At 29.1% G+C, this 25629-nt stretch carries 20 protein-coding genes; 8 read left to right on the top strand and 12 right to left on the bottom strand.

Annotated elements, in window-relative coordinates; genetic code table 11:
* The first annotated feature begins 63 nt into the window (after window positions 1–63).
* From BTO18_RS17735 to BTO18_RS18070, 5 genes are all read left to right on the top strand, one after another.
* The gene (locus BTO18_RS17735; RefSeq protein WP_170063294.1) at window positions 64–219 is read left to right on the top strand and encodes a hypothetical protein; all 156 of its coding nucleotides are present in this window, start codon (window positions 64–66) and stop codon (window positions 217–219) included.
* A 10-nt stretch (window positions 220–229) separates the two neighbouring features.
* Complete coding sequence (locus BTO18_RS15305; protein WP_211295615.1) at window positions 230–1978, top strand: tetratricopeptide repeat-containing sensor histidine kinase; 1749 nt, start codon at window positions 230–232, stop codon at window positions 1976–1978.
* Entirely contained in the window at window positions 1971–2663 is a 693-nt protein-coding gene (locus tag BTO18_RS15300; protein ID WP_105017061.1) for a LytR/AlgR family response regulator transcription factor, read from the top strand. Before BTO18_RS15305 ends, BTO18_RS15300 begins: the two co-directional genes overlap by 8 nt.
* A gap of 222 nt (window positions 2664–2885) precedes the next feature.
* Window positions 2886–5885 (top strand): ELWxxDGT repeat protein, encoded by a 3000-nt coding sequence (locus BTO18_RS15295; protein WP_105017060.1) that lies wholly within the window; start codon window positions 2886–2888, stop codon window positions 5883–5885.
* A 248-nt stretch (window positions 5886–6133) separates the two neighbouring features.
* Window positions 6134–6355 (top strand): DUF4345 domain-containing protein, encoded by a 222-nt coding sequence (locus BTO18_RS18070; RefSeq protein ID WP_302849157.1) that lies wholly within the window; start codon window positions 6134–6136, stop codon window positions 6353–6355.
* A gap of 53 nt (window positions 6356–6408) precedes the next feature.
* On the opposite strand, the gene BTO18_RS15285 is transcribed toward BTO18_RS18070, so the two are convergent.
* Together BTO18_RS15285 and BTO18_RS15280 are read right to left on the bottom strand one after the other, a co-directional pair.
* A complete protein-coding gene (locus BTO18_RS15285; protein ID WP_105017059.1) occupies window positions 6409–6843 on the bottom strand; it encodes a hypothetical protein in 435 nt (144 codons plus the stop codon).
* 27 nt (window positions 6844–6870) lie between these two features.
* On the bottom strand, window positions 6871–9591 hold the full coding sequence (locus tag BTO18_RS15280) for a T9SS type A sorting domain-containing protein (RefSeq protein WP_105017058.1): 2721 nt from the start codon (window positions 9589–9591) through the stop codon (window positions 6871–6873).
* Between the two features lie 131 nt (window positions 9592–9722).
* Between BTO18_RS15280 and dusB the strand changes: the two genes are divergently transcribed.
* Window positions 9723–10724, top strand: coding sequence for a tRNA dihydrouridine synthase DusB (gene dusB / locus BTO18_RS15275; protein ID WP_105017057.1), 1002 nt, complete (start codon window positions 9723–9725; stop codon window positions 10722–10724).
* On the opposite strand, the gene BTO18_RS15270 is transcribed toward dusB, so the two are convergent.
* From BTO18_RS15270 to BTO18_RS15230, 9 genes are all read right to left on the bottom strand, one after another.
* Complete coding sequence (locus tag BTO18_RS15270; RefSeq protein WP_105017056.1) at window positions 10725–11930, bottom strand: ABC transporter permease; 1206 nt, start codon at window positions 11928–11930, stop codon at window positions 10725–10727.
* A 15-nt stretch (window positions 11931–11945) separates the two neighbouring features.
* Window positions 11946–12341, bottom strand: coding sequence for a 30S ribosome-binding factor RbfA (gene rbfA / locus BTO18_RS15265; protein WP_105017055.1), 396 nt, complete (start codon window positions 12339–12341; stop codon window positions 11946–11948).
* A 298-nt stretch (window positions 12342–12639) separates the two neighbouring features.
* Complete coding sequence (locus BTO18_RS15260; protein WP_105017054.1) at window positions 12640–12921, bottom strand: FoF1 ATP synthase subunit delta/epsilon; 282 nt, start codon at window positions 12919–12921, stop codon at window positions 12640–12642.
* A 40-nt stretch (window positions 12922–12961) separates the two neighbouring features.
* Window positions 12962–14473 carry a F0F1 ATP synthase subunit beta gene (atpD, locus tag BTO18_RS15255; RefSeq protein WP_105017053.1) on the bottom strand — a complete coding sequence of 504 codons (1512 nt, stop codon included), beginning with the start codon at window positions 14471–14473 and terminating at the stop codon, window positions 12962–12964.
* Between the two features lie 155 nt (window positions 14474–14628).
* Window positions 14629–15981, bottom strand: coding sequence for an OmpA family protein (locus tag BTO18_RS15250; protein ID WP_105017052.1), 1353 nt, complete (start codon window positions 15979–15981; stop codon window positions 14629–14631).
* 115 nt (window positions 15982–16096) lie between these two features.
* Window positions 16097–17290: a glycine C-acetyltransferase gene (kbl, locus tag BTO18_RS15245; protein ID WP_105017051.1), complete on the bottom strand. Its 1194-nt coding sequence runs from the start codon at window positions 17288–17290 to the stop codon at window positions 16097–16099.
* Between the two features lie 48 nt (window positions 17291–17338).
* A complete protein-coding gene (locus BTO18_RS15240) occupies window positions 17339–20467 on the bottom strand; it encodes a UvrD-helicase domain-containing protein (RefSeq protein ID WP_105017050.1) in 3129 nt (1042 codons plus the stop codon).
* A gap of 184 nt (window positions 20468–20651) precedes the next feature.
* The gene (locus BTO18_RS15235) at window positions 20652–21488 is read right to left on the bottom strand and encodes a ZIP family metal transporter (protein WP_105017049.1); all 837 of its coding nucleotides are present in this window, start codon (window positions 21486–21488) and stop codon (window positions 20652–20654) included.
* Window positions 21485–22141, bottom strand: coding sequence for a metal-dependent transcriptional regulator (locus tag BTO18_RS15230; RefSeq protein WP_105017048.1), 657 nt, complete (start codon window positions 22139–22141; stop codon window positions 21485–21487). Before BTO18_RS15230 ends, BTO18_RS15235 begins: the two co-directional genes overlap by 4 nt.
* A gap of 103 nt (window positions 22142–22244) precedes the next feature.
* On the opposite strand from BTO18_RS15230, the gene BTO18_RS15225 reads away from it, so the two are divergent.
* Both BTO18_RS15225 and BTO18_RS15220 read left to right on the top strand, forming a co-directional pair.
* A complete protein-coding gene (locus tag BTO18_RS15225) occupies window positions 22245–24605 on the top strand; it encodes a TonB-dependent receptor (RefSeq protein WP_105017047.1) in 2361 nt (786 codons plus the stop codon).
* Between the two features lies 1 nt (window position 24606).
* Window positions 24607–25083 (top strand): thioredoxin family protein, encoded by a 477-nt coding sequence (locus BTO18_RS15220; protein WP_105017046.1) that lies wholly within the window; start codon window positions 24607–24609, stop codon window positions 25081–25083.
* Here the strand turns inward: BTO18_RS15220 and BTO18_RS15215 are convergent.
* Complete coding sequence (locus tag BTO18_RS15215) at window positions 25080–25628, bottom strand: hypothetical protein (protein ID WP_146106962.1); 549 nt, start codon at window positions 25626–25628, stop codon at window positions 25080–25082. The genes BTO18_RS15220 and BTO18_RS15215 overlap by 4 nt on opposite strands.
* Window position 25629: the final 1 nt, after the last annotated feature.

Here is a 25629-nt window from a genome sequence, read left to right as displayed (position 1 = left end):
TTTTAAAATAGATTCATAATTTATATTTTTATAGAGAAATATTAATCTATAAAATTATTTATGATGAAAAAAACAAAATTATTTTTTATTTTAATTATTCTATTTACTGTTATTGCTTTTAGTTCTTGCACAGCATTAGATGAAGAAGTAGAAATGATTGAAACTGCAGAAACTTATGCTGCTGAAAAGACAATGAGAAGAGGTGGAATTAATGATTAGATTTGAGATTATGAGATTCGATTTAAAAATATTTTTTTTATTGTTTTTTCTCTCTTTTCAAGTTCAAGGACAAAGAAAATTAGAAACTAAATATGATTCAGTAGCTGTTAATATTGCAAGAAAATCGTACTCTTTTATAGATAAACAAAGCGATAGCGCTTTGTATTATGCAAACAAAGGTATTGAGTATTCAAAGAAAAACAATTCTCATTTAGGACAACTTTTAAATATGGAAAATAAAGCAATTTTCTATGAAGTTGTAAAAAATGAATATGAATTAGCAGCAGAAATTTATTTTGAAGCCATAAAAATTGCTGAAGAGAAAGAAAAAGGTTATTTATCTACTTTATATAATAACTTAACTATCTTGTTTACAACTGCTAAAAATTATGACAAAGCAGAATTTTACGGAAAAAAAGCCGTAGAAACTAGCATCAAAAAACTGGGGTATATGCAAGAAGAATCTGCTTTAATTAATTTAGGCATTGCTCAAAGTCTTAAAAAAGAATATAACAAGGCAAATAAAAATTTTGATAAAGCTTTATCTCTTAAAAAAGTCCCTGCTTATGAAGCTAGTGATTACTATAAAAATGTAAAAAATGACATTTACTACAGAATAGCAAAAAATTACAAGGAACAAGAAAAATACAAAAAGGCACAAGAGCTTTTTATTAAAACAATAGCTTTAGATTCTTTGAAAGGACAAAGAACGTATAGTGAAAATTATATGCAATTGATAGAAAATTCTATTTTGATGAAAGATAGAAATGTAGTCGAAAAGTATCTGCCTTTACTAAATAAAAGTATAGAAAATGAACGAAGTTTAAATAATAAAAAAGAAGCCTTTAAAACTTTAGCTTTGGTTTATAATTTTTTAGGAGAAACCAAAAAAGCCTATGAATATCAAGAAAAATTACTAGCTACTAATGATTCTTTAAATGTTAGATTAGGTAAAAAACAAATCAATGAATTAGAAACTCAATACCAAACCAAAAAGAAAGAAGAGCAAATTATTGAAGAACAAAGTAAAAGAGAACTTTGGACTTATATATCCATTTTTGCTTTTATCGTTTTAATTTTTGTGGCAGTTTTATTGTACAAAAACAGCCAAAAAAGAAAACAATTAAATGCCAATAAAATAGAACTTGAAAAACTATTGAATCAACGTAATATGTTGTTAAGAGAAACACATCATCGTGTAAAAAATAGTTTTCAAATGGTGAGTAGTTTGTTGCAATTACAAGCTCAAGGAAGTGAAGCTGAAGTTGCTGTAACTGCTTTAGATAGTGCAGTTGAACGTGTAAATTCGATGATTGTATTGCATCAACAATTGTATGCAAAAGACAATTTTCTGGGTGTTGATTTACAAACTTATATCAAAGATTTGGTTACTGAAATTAATACTTCGTATGCTGACGAGAATATTAATTTTAACACCAATATTTCCTCCATAATTGTTGATATTGATACTGCTACTTCTCTTGGTCTGTTAGTGAATGAATTGGCAACAAACTCCATAAAGTATGCTTGGAAAAATGATGAAAGTGATAAAATAATTACCATTAAACTTGAAGAAAAAGAAAACGAAATTTACTTTACCATGTTTGATAATGGAGTAACTAAAAAAACAAAATCTACTCAACAAAACTATGGTAGTGAATTGATTGAAATACTAGTAGAACGTTTAGAAGCAACTCAAAAAACATTATCTAAAAACGACTTTGGATTACACATGATTTTTAATAAACATAATGGCTAAACATCGATTTTTAATTATTGAGGATGATCCTTTTATCTCTAGAACAATTAAAAACACATTAGAAAAAAATGATGTTACTGTAGTTGGTATTGCCAAAAATTTAGAAATTGCTTTACAACTTTTAAATGAAAAAAAACCAGATTTATGTTTGGTAGACATTCAACTAAAAGGTGCTTTTGATGGAATAGTATTTGCCAAAGAATTGGATAAAATTCAGTTACCTTATTTTTATTTAACCGCACAAACTGATCCCATAACTATTTCTGAAGTAAATAATACAAAACCTCTAGGCTATTTAGTTAAACCTTTTACAAGTGCAGGTTTATGGTCTAGTATTTCTGTAGTTTGGAATAAATATCTAGCAGAAAAAGAAAGTGTTTTAGCTATTAAATCTGATGGATATTTGTATAGAATTCCTGAAAAAGATATTCTATTTTTAGAAGCTTTTGACAATTATTGCTACATACACGTTGAACCTAAAAAAATATTAGTGCCCCATACTTTAAAAAAAGTACGAAAACAACTCAAAGGAAATCACTTTTTTGTGCCTCACAGAAGTTACTGCGTAAACACCAAAAAAATTACTAATATTGGTAAAAAAACCATTCACTTAAATTCAATTGAAATTTCGTTAAGTGAAGCAAGGAGACCTCAACTTTTAGAGGTTATAAAAAATATTGATTAGATTTTTTTAATATTAATTCAATTAGTAATATCACTCAATTTCACATTTAGTGTTTTTTATCTTTAAAAAACATAATCAATTGACATTATGACTATTAAATCAATTTTATATTTCATATTTCACTAAAAAAACATCCCATTTCACTAAAGATTTTATAATCTAAAACACCATCATTTCTAATTTTGATTACGAAAAAATTACTAATTAAAATTTATAGAAATCATGCAAACAAAAAATTACATAATTCTTTATTTTTCACTTATTTCATTAATCTCAATAGGTCAAGAAATTAAACTTGTAAAAGATATTAGTACTGGTTCAGAAAATACTGGTTTTGGTTACTTTAAAGAATATAACAATAAGCTTATTTTCTATGCAAATACTACAGAATTTGGTGCTGAATTATGGATTTCTGATGGAACTGCAGATGGCACTAAATTACTTAAAGATATAAACCCAGGTAACCAAGGTTCTATAAGTACCCATGCACCAAATTTTGTTGAATTTCAAAATAAACTTTTCTTTAGAGCTTATACAGAAACACATGGTTATGAACTATGGGTTACAGATGGCACAGAAAATGGTACAAAACTTTTTGAGGATATAAATCCTGGTGAAAATGGTTCTTTTCCAAATAATTTTATTTTTATAGACAATACTAAAATGTATTTTAATGCCACAACACAAAATCATGGAGAAGAACTTTGGAGAACGGATGGCACAAATGCAGGCACTACTTTGCTATTTGACAACTATGAAGGAACAGTAAATGGATCTCCAGGAAGTAGAATAGTATATGATGGCAAAATATTTTTTAACGTTTCTAATCCTACAGAAAATGGAGTTGTTACTTCTGGCAATGAGTTAAGAAAATTAGGGAATTTCTCTTTTGATTTAGTTAAAGATATTAATTCAGGATCAGGCTCTTCAAACCCAACAAATTTTTATGAGTTTAATGGTAAATTTTATTTTAATGCAGATGATGGTACAAAAGGTACAGAATTGTGGGTTAGCAATGGTACAGAAAATGGTACAAATCTTGTAAAAGATATTTTTACTGGAAGCAGTTCTTCTCCATCTAACTTCAAGGAATATAATGGTAATTTATATTTTACAGCAAGTAGCACTGGTATTGGAAGAGAAATTTGGAAAACAGATGGTTCTGAAAATGGAACTACATTACTTAAAGATGTTAATGAAAATGGAAGCTTTAGTGTGTTTTTAGCTGAAGGAGTTGAGTATAAAAATAGGTTGTATTTCTGGGGTTCTTATGGTGGTTCTGGTATACAGCTATGGAGAACAGATGGAACAGCAAATGGTACTAAAATTGTTAAAGTTATAAATACAAATGGTAACTCTACTAGTACAGCACAATTAAAAATTTATAACGATAAGTTATATTTTGTTGCAACAAACGATGGTATTAATAATAAATTATGGGAAAGTGATGGTACAGATATTGGTACAAAAATAGTAAATACTAATGATGATATTAATTTAAAAAATAATGCAGATGGTAGTGAAGATTTAATTATAGTTAACAATAAAATGTATTTCTATGGCTTTAATGATACCTATGGAAGAGAGTTGTATGTTTTCGATGCTTTTGCTGGAAAAACGTATGTGCCAGATAATAATTTTGAACAAGCTCTCATAGATTTAGGTAAAGATGATGTATTAGATAATTATGTGATTACAGATAACATTAATACTATTACTTTTTTGAATTTAGAAAATAAAAATATTTTTGATATTACTGGTGTAGAAGATTTTTCATCATTAGAAACTTTTAATGTAAGAAATAACAACTTATCTACACTAAATATTGCTCAAAATACAAATTTAAAAGTTTTATATTGCTCAAACAACAACCTTAATTCATTAGATATTTCTAACAATATAGAATTAACACAAATTGATTTTTCAGATAATAATTTAAATACTATAGATTTTAAATTTAATTCTAAATTAGAAAGTATTACTACAAGTAGAAATAATTTATCTGCTATAGACATTACAAAACAAAAAGAACTAGATTGGTTAATTATTAATGAAAATATTATTAGTGAAATCAACTTATCTTTTAACCCAAAACTAAGAATTCTTAATGCTAAAAATAATAGACTTAATTCTGTATCAATAATAAATAATACAGTTATAGAAAGTATTAATTTAGAAGATAATGGTTTAAATGGAATTAATATTTCAGGTTCAAGTAATATAAAAACACTAAAACTTACAAATAATAATTTAACTAGTTTAGATCTTACTTCAAATAATCTATTAGAAAATTTATTAGCAAAAAATAATATTTTAGAATGTATTCAAGTTTCTAAAGTAGATAATGCTAATACAATTTGGTCAAATAATGTAGATGCGAATGTAAATTTTAGCACAGATTGTTCAGAAATTTGGACACTTAATGTAGATCCAACTATACAAACAATTTTAATGAGTATTACTGGTTTAGATGCTAATAATGATGGAAATATAACAGTTGCAGAAGCTGTTGCCTTCACTGGAACTTTAGATTTAAGTAATAAAGGAATTACTCTTATTGACGGTTTGCAGGTATTTTCAAGCATTCATACTTTAGATTTATCAGGAAACTCTATTTCAGATTTTAGTCCTTTTACAGGGTTAGTTATTGAAGCTATTAGTAAAACTTCAGGTAAAACTAAAACATATGCAGCAAGAAGTATGAATTTAGAAAATTTAATTTTAAAAAATAATAGGTTTCAAACAATAAATTTAGATGGGTTATCTAATCTAAAAATACTAGATATTAGTAATAACCAAGATTTAATAACTGTAAGTTTTAAGAATGGAAATAATTCAGTAATAACAACATTTAATTCTTCAAATACACCTAACTTATCTTGTATTTTAGTTGATAATAAAGGAGCTAACTACCTTTCTACCTGGAATAAAGATGCTGCAAATAACTTTGTAGAGAGTAAAGAGCAATGCAGATCAGAAGTTTTATCAACAGAAGAATTGTTACAGAAAGATGTAACTATTTTTCCAAATCCGGTTACTAATTTCTTAACTATAGAGAGCACAAAAGAATTTGATTTTGTGGAAATTTACAATACAATTGGTAAAAGAATTGTAAAAACAAACCAAAAAACGATTGATTTCTCTAAATACACTTCTGGTATTTATATGATGAGAATTGTGACAGAAAATAAATTACTCACAAAAAAGATTATAAAGAACTAGTTGATTAAAAATTAGTAGTTTTTTTCCAAGTCTCTTGTATAATCCAAGGGGCTTTTTTGTATTTTTAGATGTATAGATATGTTATGAAAACTTCAAAACAAGAAATTAAATCAAAAATTCATTTAGTAATTTCTGTTCTTATAGCAGTTCCTGTTTCAATTATTTACGGGTTTAATCCTTATTACAATTTGATATTTCCACAGAAACAATAGATGAGCATAATTTTTTAAAAGCTGTAATGAGTTTATATATTAGGATTCGCTATACTTTGGATTCTAGGGATTTTCAAAAACCAATATTTAAGAACAGCTTTAATAAAAAATATGATATTTATGTTAGGTTTGGGTTTTGGTAGAGTTATCAGTTTCTTTTTTGATGGTACATCTACATTTGTATATCAATTTGGTACTTTCGTAGAACTCTTTTTAGGATTTTATGGTTGTTGGATTTTAACCAAAATAAAAAGCTAAAAATGATAATTTATCAATTCTAGCTTTTATAAATGTTCATAAGATATTGATATTTACATAGGTAAATCCATATTTTCATTTTTATTTAAAGTAATCTTCATAAACCTTTTTTGTTCATTTTCTATGTAACTAATTACTGCTTCATTACCTTTAAGTTCAAAAGGAATTTTTTCTAATTTATCCTCTTTTTTTATTGGTTCTGTATCATCCATATTAGATTTTTCTAAATTCTCATTATTCTTTACAAAGGCTTGATATTTGTTCTTTCCTTGAAACTTAATTTTTGAATACTTGTTTTTAAAATAAATGCCTTCTATAGTTATGTTAGTATTCTCTTTAAAAAATAAATATACACTATAACCTGCACCACCTCCTTTTATACCAGAAGCCCAATCTTGGTAATAAGCTTTTTCAATTTCAGGAGTTGGCCTTTTCTCTATTTTATAATTATTACTTGTGCTTTTACAAGAAAATAAAATTACGCACATTATACTTATTGTTAAGATTCTCAAAACTTAATTTTTTATGAATTTAATTGAACTTCTTTTAGATTCTTTTTCAATATTTAAAATATAAACTCCAGATTTTAAATCTATAACATCTAATTTAGAATCGTTTAGAGTACCTTTTCTTATGGTTTTCCCATTAATGTCAAAAATATTAAAGCTTGCATTATTTAAATTATATAAGTCACTATTTATTCTCAATTCATTTATAGTTGGATTGGGAAAGATTGATAAACCTAAAGCGTTATTAGGTTCACTATTTACAGATAATGTTTTCACTTCTGTTTCAAACATACCATTCCCATGTGTCCCAATTAATAATTTGTTGTCTGATGGTCTATAATCTAAATCACTAACAACTGGCAAACCAATCGTATTACCTCCTTCCAAAATCCAATCAGAACTTGTTGGATCTGTTGAACTATATAAACCTCTTGCTGTACCCACAAAATAAAGTATCTGCCCATCTATTTCAGTAACTACAGCTGATCTAATAGAGTGATTATTTAAATTTCTTTCAACCTGTGTCCAAGTTGGGTTAGCACTAGTTGCATTTGTAGTCAAAAAGATGTTATCAATTCCATAGTTAGCATAAGTTGCCAAAACAATATCGGGATTCGTTGGATGAATTGCTAAACCACTAGTAACAGTGAAATTTTGTTTTGGAAAACCTGGAGGAGAAATATCTTTAGCAAGTGTGAGAGTTATACTACCTGTTTTACTTATTGGATCATCTAATTTTAAAATTGTTCCAAGATCTCCACCAATCAAAAGGTAGCTTGTTGCTGCATTGTAAGCACCTCTCGTTGCAGAAATTCTTGTAATATCTTCATTATTAATTCCCATTGGTCCTAAATCATCCCAAGTTAGAGTGGTTACATTTTGTGCATCATTTGTTTTATAAAGTTTAGTTTTACCTGCATAATACAAATTTGTTGGATTATCAGGGTCTAAATAAAAATAGGTAACAAACTGGCTACTAGAACCATCTGGTTTAATACTTCTAAAAGTTGGTTTGTTTGTTCTAATACTTCCATTTTGGCTACCATAATAAAATTGAATAGCAGTATTATTTTCAACTCTTGTTAAAGCAACTGCAACTCCATCACCACCAAAATATCTTGACATTTCAGAATTATTAGGCAAACCGATATTAGTTCCTCCAAGATTTGTTCCATTATCTTGAGCACCTCCAAATACAATATTACTTCCTGTAAATTGATCTAGTGCAACATGATAAAATTGAAATGTTAAGTAATTATTATTTAAACTTATCCAAGAAACAGTAGGCTCTGAAATATTAGTTGTCTTATGAATACCACCATCTGTACCACTAAACAATTGATTAAAATTATGTGGATTAAATAGTAATTCATGAATGTCTGCATGATGCTCATCTGTTCCAATTGCTCCTGTATAAGATGCATAAGATAAGCTGGCGTAACCTCCTATTCTTGTAAATTCTGTATCTGATACTATATTAGCAATTCTATAAGCACCTGTACCTCCAATAACTACAAAATTTTCATTGTCTGGCTTTACAGAAACTACTAAATCGTAACCACCTTGAATTGAAAAAGGATCATTTCCTGCTAAATTTCCACCTGCTTCATCAGGTAATTTAGCTGAAAAATTTGTCCAAGTATTATTTACAAGATTATATTTCCATAAATCTGCTTCTTTTTCACCTTGTTCGTTATCTTTTCCATTTTGATACAAAGCATAAATAACATTATCATTAGAAGGTGCATTTGCTAAAACAATTCTACCTGTTGCATTCCAATCAACAGGGTCTCCATTTTTTGCAATTCTTGTCCAAGAACCATTACCTGTTGGAGATGTCCAAACACCTTCTTGTGTAGAAGCATTACCTTCAAAAGATGCAAAAACTCTTCCTTGACTGTTGATTACTACATCAGTCATTAATCTACCTCCTGAAGCATTCTGCAATTCTGTATGCAAAGTTGCACCATCATATCTATATATAGTTCTATAACCAGCAACCATTAAATCTCCATTTATTGGACTAACCTCTAGTGCCATGATATAGTCAATAGTATTAAAGCTTTCTTGTGGAGAATCGGTTGCAGAAATTTGGTTCCATGTAACTCCATTATCCGTAGACTTCCAAATACCTCTACCTCTGTATGCAGAACCTAAAGTGGCTGAATTACCTGTTCTTTCTCCTGTAGCATAATACCAAATATTTTGAAAACCTAGTCTTGGGTCTTGCACTAGAGCTGTAATATTATGAATATCATCATTAGGTGATACTTTTGTCCAAGACGATCCACCATCAGTAGTTCTGAATAATCCACTGCTTACTCCTCCTGATAAAATAGTATTACTTGTAACATCAGATAAGTCAACTCTTACAGCTCTTGTTCTTCCTCCAAAATTAGAGGGTCCTCTAGAAATATATGTTCTTGTTGTAGATTTAAATAATTCCTGATTTCTTTTTAATTCTTGAGCTTTCTGTAATTCTTGAGCCTTTTCTTCTATGGGTATTTCTCCTGTAAGTGGATTTCGTTGCATTTTTAACTCATGCTCTAATCTTTTTTGAGAGAATAGTGCTTTTTCGTCAGCTGATTTTCTTTTAGAGTCCATTTCAGAATCAAATTGAACTAGTTTTATTTTCTCAACAGTTGAATCTTTTTTTAAAAGAATTACTGTTGAAAATACTGCTACCATTAATATTATAATTAAGGTATAAGTAGATATTTTTTTCATGATATTGTTTTTTTCAAATATAGTAATAAATAATTCAAATATTTAAAGTCTGGGGTTTTGTAAAATATTTAATAAAAGTAGATTTAATCTAATCTTCTTAAAAACACTAAATTTGCAAAAACTATACGATTTTGGTAAAAATAGACAATATAGAACTTCCTGATTTCCCACTTTTATTAGCACCAATGGAAGATGTTTCAGACCCTCCTTTTAGGGCTTTATGTAAAGAAAATGGTGCTGATGTAGTTTATACAGAGTTCATTTCTTCAGAAGGTTTGATTCGTGATGCAGCAAAAAGTGTGATGAAATTAGACATTTACGAAAAAGAAAGACCAGTTGGGATTCAAATTTTTGGAGCCAATTTAGATTCGATGCTGAAATCAGTCGAAATTGTTGAGAAAACAAATCCAGATATTATTGATATTAACTTTGGCTGTCCTGTAAAAAAAGTAGTTTCTAAAGGAGCAGGTGCAGGTATTCTAAAAGACATTGATTTGATGGTTAAATTAACCAAAGAAATGGTTAATCATACAAAATTACCAGTTACTGTAAAAACACGTTTAGGTTGGGATCATGATTCTATAAAAATTGTAGAAGTCGCAGAGCGTTTACAAGATGTAGGTTGTAAAGCTATCTCTATTCATGGCAGAACTAGAGCTCAAATGTATAAAGGTAACGCAGATTGGAAACCAATTGCTGCTGTAAAAAACAACCCAAGAATGTATATTCCTGTTTTTGGAAATGGAGATGTAAACTCGCCAGAAAAAGCCATAGAAATGCGAGATAAATATGGTTTAGATGGTGCTATGATTGGTAGAGCCTCTATTGGTTATCCTTGGTTTTTTAATGAAGTAAAACACTTTTTTAAAACTGGTGAATATTTACCAAAACCCAATATTGCTGAACGTGTAGAAATGGCTAGAAGACATTTACAAATGGCTATTGATTGGAAAGGCGAACGTTTAGGAGTTGTAGAAACCAGAAGACATTATACCAATTATTTTAAAGGAATTCCGCATTTTAAAGAATATCGTTTACAGATGGTTACTCAAGATAATCCTGAATTGGTTTTTAAAGCCTTTAATGAGGTTGAGGAAAAATTTGGAAATGCTATTATTCCAGAAATTAGATAGTTAATCCTTTTCAATAAAATTTCTATTTATTCTACTGCTAGCAATTTTTGCTGCTAAATATCCCAAAACCAATATAGTAAAAATTACGATAGAAAGATTTTTAAGCTTAAACTCCACAGGATAAGGTAAGTTTTGAGTTATCATGAATAAACTAAATTGTTTTTGTAAAATTACTATAATTGTGGCTAAAACTAATCCTATTATCATCCCAAAAAGGGTTAACAAGAAACCTTGATACACAAATATTTTTTTAATCTCTTCTATTGTTGACCCTAAACTTAATAATGTTTTTAAGTTTTGTTTTTTATCAATTATCATCATTAATATAGTACCAATAACATTGAACAAAGCAATAATAATTACCAAAGTAAAAATAAGATAAATCACAAAATTCTCTGTATTCAAAACTTTATAATAAACTTCATTTAACTGTTCTCTAGTTTGTACTTTTATATCGTTTCCTAATTGTTCTTGTAGTAACGTTGCAGTTTTATCTGATGTAGATTGATTAACTAATTTAAGCTCTAAACCAGTAATTTGATTTTTGGTATAGTTTAATAACTTTTCAGCTAGTTCTAAATTTACAAATACAAACTTACTCTCAAACTCCTCTGTGCCAGTATACAAACCAACCGTTTGTACATCTGCTTTGTAAAATGCATTGTTGGCATTAATAAAACCAGTACCTGGTTTTGGCACCATGATTGACAAAGGTTCTATAAAGTTATTAATTCCAAGTGATAGTTTATTTGCAATAGTTCTTCCAACGACAGCAGTATTAATATAATTTTTATCAAGCCAATTTCCTTGAAATAACGATGAGTCTATTTGTATAATCTCTGAATAATTATCTTGTACACCTTTTATATAAGCTATTTCGTTTTTATCATTATACTCTAAAAAAACTCGTTCTTCTATAACTTTGGCAAATTCCTTTATTGATAAATCTTTTTTTAATATTGAATTAATATTATCAGTATAAATAAAAGATTTTCCTTTTTTTGAGATAATTTTAATATCTGGATCTGAAGCATCTAATAAGCTATAACTAAAAGTTCTCAAGCCAGAAAAACCAGATAAGATAATAAATAAAGCTGCTGCACCTACTATTACTCCAAATGAAGCAATAATGGTAATAATATTTATGGCATTATTACTAGTTTTTGAAAATAAATATCGTTTGGCTATGTATAATGGAAAACTCAAATAGAAATTTTGAATTTATAATTTTTTACGTCTTAGCAAAATATCAGGATTTTTAATTGGGTTCTCATCTTTACCTTCTAAAGATTTGTCAATTTCTTCTAAATAATCTAAAGTATCATCACCAAAAAACAACAGTTCTGGCATTCTACGCAATTGATTACGTGTTCTTTGTGCCATTTCATGGCGAACTAACGCAGTATTTGATTGTACTCCTTTAACAATACTATCTCTTTTTTCTGAAGGAAAAATACTTAAATACACTTTTGCAACACCTAAATCTGAAGTAACATGAACTTTAGAAACAGAGATGATTACTCCTTTCATACCATCTTGAGCTGCTTTTTGCAACACATCTACCAAATCTTTTTGCAATACACCTGCAATTTTTCTTTGCCTGTTTGTTTCTTCCATATCACAAATTTACGACATTTTTAAAGAGTTAAATTTTATTTTTTTATGTAAGTTTTTAAGTTCAATCAGATTATATTTGATAATTTTAATAATGGTTCTTATGAAGATAAAACATAGGATTTCCACTAAATTTAAAGAATTAGCTATAAATTATTCTCGAGAATTACTCATTTCTTTTATTTAGGAAAAGAAATAAATCTTTTAGGTAAAATTCCAGAAAAAACTAGATCAAATTTTTAGAAAACAAAAAACTCGAAACTAAATTAGCTTCGAGTTTTTATTTTGGTTAATGTGTATGCTAATCTGCTAAAATAATAGCTTTATTATCATTTAATTCAAGAGTACCTGAATTTATAAAAAATGATACTTTACCATCATTCATTTTTATAAATTTTTCTTCAAATTTTTTGTTAATTGAAAAATTTGAACCTTCTATTTTAATATCTCCTTCTTTTAAAATTGATACTACTGGAGCATGATTATTCAACATTTGAAATTCTCCATTGATTCCTGGTACTGATACTACATCTACTTCAGATGAAAACAATATGGCTTCAGGTGTTACAATTTCTAAAAACATTTTTTTTGTTTTATGCTTTAAGCTTATCGCTTTAAGCTGTTTATGCTTCTGCTAACATTTTTTCTCCAGCATCAATTGCGTCTTGAATTGATCCTCTTAAATTAAATGCAGCCTCAGGATACTTGTCTAATTCACCATCCATAATCATATTAAATCCTTTAATAGTATCTTTAATATCAACTAAAACACCTGGTATACCAGTAAATTGTTCAGCTACGTGGAAAGGTTGAGATAAGAAACGTTGTACACGTCTTGCTCTATGAACAACTAATTTATCTTCTTCAGATAATTCTTCCATACCTAAAATTGCAATAATATCTTGTAATTCTTTATAACGTTGTAAAATTTCTTTTACTTTCTGTGCACAATCATAGTGCTCATCACCTAAAATATCAGCAGTTAAAATTCTTGAAGTAGAATCTAAAGGATCTACTGCAGGATAAATACCTAATTCTGCAATTTTACGAGATAATACTGTTGTTGCATCTAAATGCGCAAATGTTGTTGCTGGTGCAGGATCTGTTAAATCATCTGCAGGTACATAAACCGCTTGCACTGATGTAATAGAACCTTTTTTAGTCGATGTAATACGTTCTTGCATTGCACCCATTTCTGTCGCTAATGTAGGTTGGTAACCTACTGCTGAAGGCATACGTCCTAAAAGTGCAGATACTTCAGAACCTGCTTGTGTAAATCTAAATATATTGTCTACAAAGAAAAGTACATCTTTTCCTTGTGCTTCTCCTGCTCCATCTCTAAAATATTCTGCTATTGTTAAACCAGATAAGGCAACTCTTGCACGTGCTCCAGGTGGTTCATTCATTTGTCCAAAAACAAAAGTTGCTTTTGAATCTCTCATTCCAGGTTTATCTACTTTAGATAAATCCCATCCTCCTTCTTCCATAGAATGCATGAAGTCATCACCATATTTGATAATTCCAGATTCTAACATTTCACGTAGTAAATCGTTTCCTTCACGAGTTCTTTCTCCTACTCCAGCAAACACAGATAAACCACCATGTCCTTTTGCAATGTTGTTAATTAACTCTTGAATTAAAACTGTTTTACCAACTCCTGCTCCTCCAAATAATCCGATTTTACCACCTTTTGCATAAGGCTCAATTAAATCGATTACTTTGATACCAGTAAATAGAACTTCTGTAGATACTGATAAATCTTCAAATTTTGGGGCTGATCTGTGTATTGGTAGACCTTCTTTACCTTCTTTGGCAAGATTTCCTAAACCATCAATAGCATCTCCTGTTACATTAAATAATCTACCATAAATATCTGAACCTATTGGCATCTGTATAGGATTACCAGTAGCTACAACTTCTGCTCCTCTCTGAAGACCGTCAGTAGCATCCATAGAGATTGTTCTTACAGTATCTTCACCAATATGCTGTTGTACTTCTAGAACTAAAATAGACCCATCAGCTTTTTTTATTTCTAACGAATCGTAAATTTTAGGAAGCTCGTTGTTTTCTGTGTTGAATTCAACATCGATAACCGGTCCAATTATTTGAGAAACTTTACCTGTTGTTGTAGACATTTTTTTTTAATTAAATTATTATTTTGAAATGTTTTCTTTTCAGGGTGCAAAGGTACTTTTTTTGTTAATATTAAAAAAATAAAAAGTATCTAAAAAAACAAAACTTTGTTCGGTTTGAACAAAGTTTTGTGAAATTTTATATGTTAAATGGTATTTTACATATCATTTAACTTGATAACAACTCTTCTATTTTGAGCTCTACCTTCTTCAGTATCATTATCAGCTATAGGATTATCTTCTCCATATCCTTTAGTTTCTAATTTACTAGCATCCATACCTTTCTTAACTAAATATTTTTTAGCAGATTCAGCTCTTCTCTTAGATAAATATTTATTGTATGTATCATTTCCTAGACTATCTGCATGCCCTTCTATTACAAAAGTCACATTGTCAACAGAACTAATTAAGTTATATATTTTATCTAATTTTGATGCTGCATCTGAAGTAATTACTGCACTATCTAAATTAAAGTTAATGTCTTTAGTTATTTCTGGTAAACTTTCTAATGGATTAACAACCACTGGACAACCTGAATTAGAAGCAGGTCCAACTTCATTTTTACAATTGTCATCTTTATCTAAAACTCCATCTCCATCAGTATCAGGCCATGGACATCCGTTATTAGCAGAAGGTCCTGAAGTTGAAGCACATTTATCATCTTTGTCTAAAACTCCATCTCCATCTGAATCTGGACAACCTTTGTTTGCTTTAGTTCCTTTTGCGTTAGCACACATGTCATCTTTATCAGCAACTCCATCTCCATCTGCATCTGGACAACCATTCATTGCAGCTAAACCAGCAGCATTAGGACAAGCGTCATCAGAATCTTTAATACCATCACCATCAGCATCTGGACAGCCATTAAACTCTACTAAACCAGCAACATCTGGACAAGCATCATCTTTATCATAAACACCATCACCATCAGTATCTTTACCTCCAAATCTTATAACAATACCTGCTGACGTTTGTATATGGTCTTGTATTTTATTTGAAAAACCATATTTAGAACCATGTTGGTAATTAAAACCTATATTTTCATTTACCCAGATATTAAAACCAAATCCAACACCTAACATACCTTCGTTCATAGAATCTGCAGAAACATAATCACCACCTAAATATACAAATGGATCAAACCAACCAGTATCTCCAATAAGGTTATTCAAATCATATTTTGCATTTAAACCTAATGAGTAATATAAAAAATCAGAATCACCATCACTAAATTTATGAGTAATTTTATTTATTGTACCTGAAAATTGTAATGAAAATCCTTTATCTAAATACTTCTCAGCAGTGATTCTGGATACTGATGGAAGAAAGTTCCAATCACTACTACCAATGTGATCCTCTAGCTTATCTGTAAAACTTGTATTATTCAAATAAAAGTCTACAACATTTACACCAAAGCCTATTGCCCATGGATTGTTTTCATCTTGTGCGTTGACGTTACTAACTGTTACTAACGTAAACAAAGCTATCACAGCTAATTTTAATCGTTTCATTATCAAATTTTTAAATTAAAAGTTCTTTATTATAATATGCAAAAGTAAGTTGTTAAAACTTATTCACAAAGACAAATCTATAAAAAAATAACAAAATAACAAGTTTTTATTAGTTCTAAATAACATTTAATCCTCTACCAACCTTAACAAATGCACTTATAGCTTTATCTAAATGTTCTTTTTTATGAGCTGCAGAAAGCTGTACTCTTATTCTGGCTTTTTCTTTTGGAACTACTGGAAAAAAGAATCCTATAACATAAATGCCTTCTTCAAGAAGTTTGTTTGCCATAATTTGAGAAAGCTTTGCATCATAAAGCATTACAGGGACTATGGCTGCATCTGCACCCACCAAATCAAAACCTGCTTTTTCCATTTCAGTTCTAAAATAATTTGTATTCCATTCCAATTGATCTCTTAAGGTTGTATCATCAGAAATTAAATCTAATACTTTTAAAGATGCACCAACTATTGCAGGTGCTAACGAATTTGAAAATAAATAAGGACGAGAACGTTGACGTAAAATTTCAATAATTTCTTTTTTACCTGTTGTGTAACCGCCCATTGCTCCACCAAGAGCTTTTCCTAAAGTTCCTGTTACAATATCTACTCTGTCCATTACATTTTTTAACTCTACTGTACCTCTACCTGTTTTACCTATAAAACCTGTGGCATGACATTCGTCTACCATAACCAAAGCATCATATTTATCTGCCAAATCACAAATCTCATCTAACTTGGCTACTATACCATCCATAGAGAAAACACCATCAGTAACAATAATCTTAAAACGATGATTTTGTTTGTTAGCTTCAATAAGCTGCTCTTCTAAAGATTGCATATCATTATTATTGTATCGATATCTAGCAGCTTTACACAAACGCACACCATCAATAATAGAAGCATGATTTAAACTATCTGAAATAATTGCATCATCTTTGGTTAACAAAGGTTCGAAAACTCCTCCATTTGCATCAAAACAGGCTGCATACAATATAGTGTCTTCAGTTTTGTAGAATTCAGCTATTTTTTGTTCTAATTGCTTGTGAATATCTTGTGTACCACAAATAAAACGCACAGAAGACATTCCAAAACCATGAGTATCCATAGCATCTTTTGCTGCTTGTATTACTTCTGGATGATTTGATAAGCCTAAATAATTGTTCGCACAAAAGTTAATTACTTCTTCTCCTGATGAGATTTTGATAACTGCATCTTGTGAAGATGTGATAATTCTCTCTGATTTATACAAACCATCGTCTTTTATAGATTGAAGTTCTTTTTTTAAAGTATCCTTAATTTTTCCGTACATTTTTTATTGATTTAAGAATTACAAAGTTACAAAGTTTCTTTTGTTTGATTAAACTTCAACAACCTCAACTTTATCATTTATATAAATTAGTAGTTTTTTATCAACTTCAAAATTCATGAACTTTAAAACACTTTCATATTTTGATAACTGTTGATAATGTTTCTGTAGCTGGCTTCCAGTTTTATAATCAATTATGGAAACTGTATCTGCATCAGTAAAAACCAATCTATCAGGTATACTAGTTTGATTATCAATCGCTACAATTTCTCTTTCATTAAATACTGTGACTTTCTCTGAAAAATAAGTTCTCAAATCTGGATGATTTACTACATCCTTTACCAATTTTAAGATAAAAGGCAACTGCTCATCATTCAACAAACCTTGATTATAAAACTGATTTATTACTTTATCTGCATCATTTTTTGTGATTATCTTTTCAAAAATTTCATGTAACAAATTACCATAATCAATAGCTTTTCCTTGCTCTGTATTCCATAATTGAGATGAGCTTGCTAACAAAACAATATTCTGCTCTTTCCAAGGGTTAGAAATAAACTGATTGTGAATTTCTACAGCTTTGTCTTTTTGTTCTGGTGTACTTGCTCTATTCTTATTCCCAATAGCGTATTGTAAAACATCATCTTTCCAAAGATTTTCTTTTTTTAAATAATTGATAAAAATCCCTGAATAAAAGTTTAAATTTTCTTCTCCTTTTTTAGAAACTTTATATTCTGTAATAATATGTAATTGCTCTACTGCTCTGGTTAAAGCAACATATAACAAATTAAAATTATCTAACTCTAATTCTTCTCTTTGCTGATTGTAGATCTGCAAACCCCGATTATTTACTATAGATAATTCTTTGTTGTAAGAAACTAACAGTTCTTTAAATCCATCAAAATTATTAGGCAGTTTATCTAGCCAAACTTTTGGATTAATTTGCCTGTAAATTTCCACATCACAAGGAAAAATAACTACAGGGAATTCTAATCCTTTGGATTTATGAATAGTCATGATTTGAACAGCATCTGCATTTTCTGGAGCTACAATACTTAATTTCTCTTTTTTTAACTCCCAAAAATCTAAAAAATCAGTAATATCAGTTCCCTTTCTTTGTTGCTCTAAAACTACATCCAAGAAAAATTGAACATAAGCATCTGAAGAGTTTACCAAATGAAAACCTCTGATAATATTTTCTACTTTTTCGTAAAATGGAGTTTCTTGAAAATTTGAAAGATTGAAATTAATTTGATTTTGATTTAATTCTGATATAATTTCTACAATTGATTTTTTTGCATATTTTCTTATAAATTGATGTTTTGTAGCTTCTATTTGTAAGTGTTGATGTAAAAAATACAAAACTTCAAAACGAATTTCATCATCATCAGGGTTTTGAAGTGATTTTAATAAATTAATAATAAAGTTGACTTTAACACTATTTTGAAGTAGTAGTGTTTCTGACGAAACGATAGCAATATCGTTTTCTGAAAGATAATTTGCAATTACTACACCGTCTTTTTTAGTTCTTGTTAACACACAAATCTCTCCCAATAAAAAATTATTTTTTAAAGTTAAAATTTGTTCTAATACTTTTTTTGGGTAGCGTAATTTTTTTTCTGCTACATCATTTTCATCTTCTAAAAATGATAGAGAAACATAACCTCCTTTTTTTGGGTTTTCTAACTGTTTATTACCATCAATAAATAACTTTTGATACGATTTATTTTGCAGAAAATTGGCAGTATGCTGAAAAAACGAATTATTAAAACCAATAACTTCTGAATAACTCCTAAAATTGGTTTCTAAATTCTTAATTTCCTTATCAATCAAAAAAGGGTTATTTAGTTCAGAACCCAAATAGATAAACTGCTCTGCTTTGCCTCCTCTCCATCTGTAAATAGCTTGTTTACCATCTCCAACTAATAATAACTTACTATTTTCTTGTGCTAATGCGTTGTCTATTAAAGGAATTAAATTTTGCCATTGCAGAACAGAGGTGTCTTGCATTTCGTCAATAAAATAATTTTGAAAACGTTGCCCAATTCGTTCATAAATGTAAGGTGCAGGTTGCTCTTTAATATTATCTGAAATCAGCTGATTAAACTCTGCATTCAGTTGAATATTATTATCCTCTTTTATAGCAATTAATTCCTGATTAATATTGTTTAAAACAGCTAGAGGTATAATGCTTTTTAAAGCAAGTTTATGCAATAAAAATTGACTGTAGAATTGTTTAACTTGTTGATAATGTTCAATAATTTGAGGCACAATACTTTCTATTGTTTGTGCTATTGCATCTGTGGTTGATTTTGTATAATATTGATGATTCTCAATCGCTTTTTCTATAGTTTCACTTCTAGAAATAAAGCTAAAATCAACTCCTTTATTTTGAACATCTACGAAAAATTTTGGAATAGTACTTCTATTAAAATCTGAAAATTCCAAATTATTATCATTTAGTAAACTTAAAAATGATGTCCCTGTTAATTTAATAGCTTCTTTTAAGTGCTGCTGATTTTTTATCAATTTTGATTTTAAACTTGTAAAATCATCAATTTGCTTATCAGCTAAATTTCTAAAATGTTTGACATCATCTTCATTTAATAATATTTTGGCAAACTCATTCAAATCTCTAGAAATATCCCAAGATTTATCATCATCAGTTTTATCTAATGAATAATCAATTAAAATATTAGTTAATTTTTCATCTGTTCCGATTTTTGAAATCAAAACATCTACAGCCTCATTTAATATTGAAATTGCATCCATTTCCACTTCAAAATTGAGTGATAAACCCAAATCATAAGCGAAATTTTTAATGATTTTATGCGTAAAACTATCAATAGTTGTAATTGAAAAAGCAGAATAATTTTGGAGAATTGCATCTAAAATCTTTTTGCTTCGCTCTTTTATTATTGGTTTATCTAAAGAAGTTTCTTCAAGAATTTTTGGATATATTTTTGTTTCTTTTCCATTAGCAAAAGATTCTAAATTATGCAACACTCGTTCTTTCATTTCACCAGCAGCTTTGTTGGTAAATGTAATTGCCAATACTTTTTGAAATGTGAAAATATCTTCGGAAACTAAAAGAACTTTTAAATACTCTTTTACAAGCGTAAAAGTTTTTCCACTACCAGCAGAAGCATTATAAACTTGAAAAGTAGAAGGTTGTTGCACAATTTATTTTTGAAAACGAATTGTACGAATTTAAGTATTTATTAGATTATTACACAGAATTTCGCAGAGAAAAAATACATAGACTTCAAGCATCTCAAGGAGTCACTTATACAAATTGTAAAGATTCACATAATATAAATACAATAGCACTTCTTCCCTTTGGGAAGATTAAGATGAGCTTTTTTTATCCAAGTCCAACATCCAAAGACATCATTACAATAAAGCCACCAATAAAACCAAGTGTAGCAATATCCGTGTATTTATCTCTTTGTGTTTCTGGAATTACTTCTTCTACTACTACAAAAATCATTGCTCCTGCTGCAAAAGCCAATGCATAAGGTAAAATTGGGGTAAAAAATGAAACTGCTAAAGCTCCTAAAACTGCAGCAACTGGCTCTACAATTGCAGATAATTGCCCATACCAAAAACTTTTAAATCTACTTACACCTTGTCTTCTTAGAGGCATTGCCACTGCAAAACCTTCTGGAAAATTCTGAATTCCAATTCCGATTGCCAAAGAAATTGCTGCAATAATCATTTCTGTTTGCTCAACCCCAACTAAAGTTGATGCTGCTCCAAATAAAACACCTACTGCTAATCCTTCAGGAATATTATGTAAGGTAATTGCCAAAACCAACAATGTTGTTTTATGCCATTGTGTTTTTACACCTTCTTTTTCACTTTCTTTAAAGTTGATGTGTAAATGCGGTAAAATTTTATCTAAACCAAAAAGAGACAATGCTCCCAAACCGAAACCAATTGCAGCAGGAAAGACTTTTACAAAACCTTCTCCAGGACTGTTATCTATTGCTGGCGCTAATAAACTCCAAAAACTTGCAGCCACCATAACTCCGCCTGTAAAACCCAACATTCCATCTAAAACTGCTCTGTTTGCTTTTTTAAAGAAAAAAACTAATCCAGCACCTGCTGCTGTTAATCCCCAAGTAAAAAGTGATGCATATAATGCTGCTTGAATTGGATGTTCTTTACCAAAAGCAACCAATTGATCGAATGTGCTCATATTTTTTTTATATATAAGTTGTTTGCAATTTTATTAGATATTGATAATTGCTTACCTTCAATTAGAATGGATAAGGAATCATCGAAATCTTCTTTTTCTAAAACTGTTATTTTATTTCCTAAAGTGATGCCTTTTTTGTCTAAAAACCTTAAAAATTCGGAAGAAGAATCATCAACACCAATACAAACTCCACTTTCATTTTTTGATAATGTTGATAGTAAACTTTTATCAATTGTTTTTAAATTCCCATTCTTGTCAGGAATTGGATCTCCATGTGGATCGTGTGTTGGGAAACCCAACAAAGCATCTAATTGATTGATTAATTTAGGCGATTTTATATGTTCTAACTGTTCTGCAACATCGTGAACTTCATCCCATGAAAAATTTAATTTTTCTACCAAAAAAACCTCCCATAATCTGTGTTTTCGCACAATGTTAGCAGCTGTTTTTTTACCTAAATCAGTTAATTTAACACCTTTATATTTTTTATAAACCACAACTTTTTTATCGGACAATTTTTTAATCATATCAGATACAGAAGAAGCTTTGGTTTCTAGCTGTTCTGCTATGGCATTTGTACTGATGCCTTTGTCAGAATCTAATTCTAGATGATAAATGGCTTTTAAATAGTTTTCTTCAGAAAGTGTAAACATAACTCACTTTTAGTTATGCAAATATATACTTTTTATTTAAATCAAAATAAATTTTTAGACAAGTCTAAAAATTAGATTATATTTGTCGAAAATTTAATTTAAAATGAAATTATTAAACACTATTGTTGCTATTTTATTTTTAGGAGTTATTTCTTCATTTGCTCAAGTTACTATTTCAGGAAAAATAACAAATAGCAAGAATGAATCGATTCCTTTTGCATTTGTTTATGTAAAAAACAGCAACAATGGGACTACTTCAGATAGTAATGGTTTTTATCAATTGGAAAACGTTTCTGGTGAAGTTACTATTGAAGTTAGTTTTCAAGGATACAGAAGAACAAACAAAAAAGTTACTATAAATTCAAAAAAAAACATCACCCTAAATTTTGTGTTATTAGAAGACCAATTGGGTTTAGAAGAAGTTGTAGTTACAGCCACTAGAAATCGCGTTGAAAAAAGAAAAGCACCTGTTGTGGTTTCTACTATAAAACCAAGATTGTTACAAGCTACGCAATCTATTTCTACGGCAGATGGTTTAAATTATGCTCCAGGAATACGTGTAGAAAATAATTGTCAGAATTGTGGTTTTACCCAAGTTCGATTGAATGGTTTAGGTGGAGGATACACGCAAGTTCTTTTAAATAGCAAACCTGTATTTACCTCTTTAATTGGTGTTTATGGTCTGGAACAAATTCCTACAAATATTATTGAACGGATTGAAGTGGTAAGAAGTGGTGGTTCTGCTTTGTATGGTTCTAGTGCCATTGCAGGAACTGTAAATGTAATTACCAAAGATCCTATTTTAAATACGTGGGAAATTGGTTCTAACTTGGCTTTAATTGATGGAAATACTGCTGATAGAACTTTAACTTTTAACAATTCTTTGGTTGCTGATGATTTAAATAGTGGCGTTTCCTTTTTTGGGAATTATAGAAATAGAGAAGCTTTTGACGCAAATGGAGATGGATTTACAGAACTTGTTGAGTTGAAAAATACAACTGTTGGTGCAAATGCCTTTGTAAAACCATCAGAAAAAAGTAAAATTTCTTTAAACTTGGCATCCATTCAAGAATACAGAAGAGGAGGTAATAAATTAGATTTAGCTCCTCAATTCACAGATATTACAGAAGAATTGAATCACGATACATTTATTGGAGGTCTAAATTATGAAATATATAGTAAAGATGATACTCAAAAGTTTCAAATCTACACTTCGCTTTCTCATACAGATAGAGATAGTTATTATGGTGGTTTAGGTGGTGGAAGAACGCGTCAAGACAGCATAACAGCCAACAACGCTTTTGGAACTACAAAAGATTTAGCTTGGGTAAATGGATTGCAGTTTACAAAATCTTTTAAAAATAATGATGTTTTAACTGTTGGTTCAGAATTGAATCACACAAATACTAGAGACGAAATTTTAGGATATAACAGATTAATAGACCAAACTGTAAATTCTTTTGGTTTATATGCCCAATATGAATGGAAACCGTCAGAAAAATTTACAGCTTTATTAGGTGCAAGATTTGATAATGTTGCTGTTGATGGAAATTACACAATTGGTGGTATTAATAGAAATGTAGATGTGAATCAGAATGCATTATCACCCAGATTAACAGTTTCTTATCAATTTACAAACGATTTAAAATTTAGAGGTGGTTATGCAAGAGGTTTTAGAGCTTCACAGGCTTTTAATGAAGATTTACACATTTCTAGTGTTGGTGGAGAACCTAGTTTTGTCATACTTTATGATAATTTAGAAACCGAATTTTCTAACGCTTTTACAGGTTCTTTCAACTATTCTAAAAATATTAATTTATTACAGTTAGATTTCTTGGTTGAAGGATTTTATACCACTTTAGAAAATCCGTTTACCATTGTAAGTACAGGAGCAGTTTTAGCTAATGGTTCAATTTTAGAAGAAGTCAGAAATGGTTCTGGAGCAAAAGTTTACGGAACTAATTTTGAATTCGGTGTTTCTCCTAGTCCGAAATTACAGTTTCAATTAGGAGGAACACTTCAAAAAACTGCTTATGATGATTCTCAAGTAATTTTTGAGGCTGATGGTTCTGTTGCTGGGGAAACTGATATTATTATTAATGAATTTGTTCGAAATCCTGATTTCTATGGATACTTCAATACAAGTTGGTTACCCAATAAAAAATTCAATTTAGATATTACTGGAACATATACAGGCAGTATGATTGTACCTTTAGTGGTGAGTGATTCAGGTTTTTTACAATTGAATGAAGTTGATGACTTTTTTGATATCAATCTAAAATTAGAATCACATTTCGATTTTAGTGAAAACTTTATGACTACTTTTTCTGTTGGCGTTAAAAATATCTTCAATAGTTATCAAAATGACTTTTCAATAGGACCAACCAGAGATTCAGATTATGTATATGGGCCAAATGCACCTAGAACATTTTTTATAGGTTTAAAATTTGGTAAATTACACTAAAATGAAAAATAGTTTTATCATTCTCTTTTTTATGTTGATGCTATTCTCATCAAAAGTAATTGCCCAAAATAATAGTATCAATTGGATAACTTTTGAACAATTAGAAGATTCGTTAAAAGTAAAACCCAAAAAAGTATTTATTTCTTTTTATGCTGATTGGTGCAGTTATTGTAAAAAAATGGATAAAGTAACTTTTAAAAATGATGAAGTAATCAGCATTTTAAATAAAGATTATTATGCTATTAAAATGAATGCTCAAACTAAAGATACCATAACTTTTGAAAAAAGAAAATATATAAATCAACAATTGGGAAAAAGTAGAAAACCTATACACCAAATTCCTCTACTATTGGCATCAAGAAAAGATATACCTTTTTCGTTACCAGCGAATTTAGTTTTGGATAAAAATTTTAAAATTATAGGAAGATATTTTGAGTACTTATCTTCTAAAGATTTGATTTATATTTTAGAAAATTAATGATTCATGTGCCATAATCTTCTATTCATATTTCTTGATTTAAAGCTATACACTATTCCAATTGTTGGGTATAAATGAGAAAACTGACTAGTATATCTTGGATCAGAATATTTATACATCACTTGTATATTTAAACCATAATTTGGAAAAATCCAAAATGTATTACCAGCCCCTAAATTTAGTGTTGTTGTTAATTTTGTACCTTTTATAAAACTACCACCGATTAAAATATAGGGTACAACATTATCAAAAGATTTACCAAAGTCGTATTTAGCAATCCCATCAAAAGTGGTATATTTTTGATTATCTAACAAGGTTGTTCCAATTGCTCCTTCAAAAGTAATATTACTAAACATATACCTCGAAAGTGTAAATCTTGGTATTTGATCAATATAAGCACCACCTAAATTTTTCCCATCTAAATCTGAATAAATTACAGAACCAATATGTGCTCCTAAAGTCCATTTACTATCTGGGTTTTGTGCACTCATTGAGTTAGAAAATATTACAAAAAATAAACTAAAAACTAAAAACTTTACTTTCATA

The organism is Polaribacter porphyrae, assembly GCF_002954685.1.
GTDB lineage: Bacteria > Bacteroidota > Bacteroidia > Flavobacteriales > Flavobacteriaceae > Polaribacter > Polaribacter porphyrae.
This window is presented reverse-complemented; position numbering and strand designations above follow the sequence as displayed.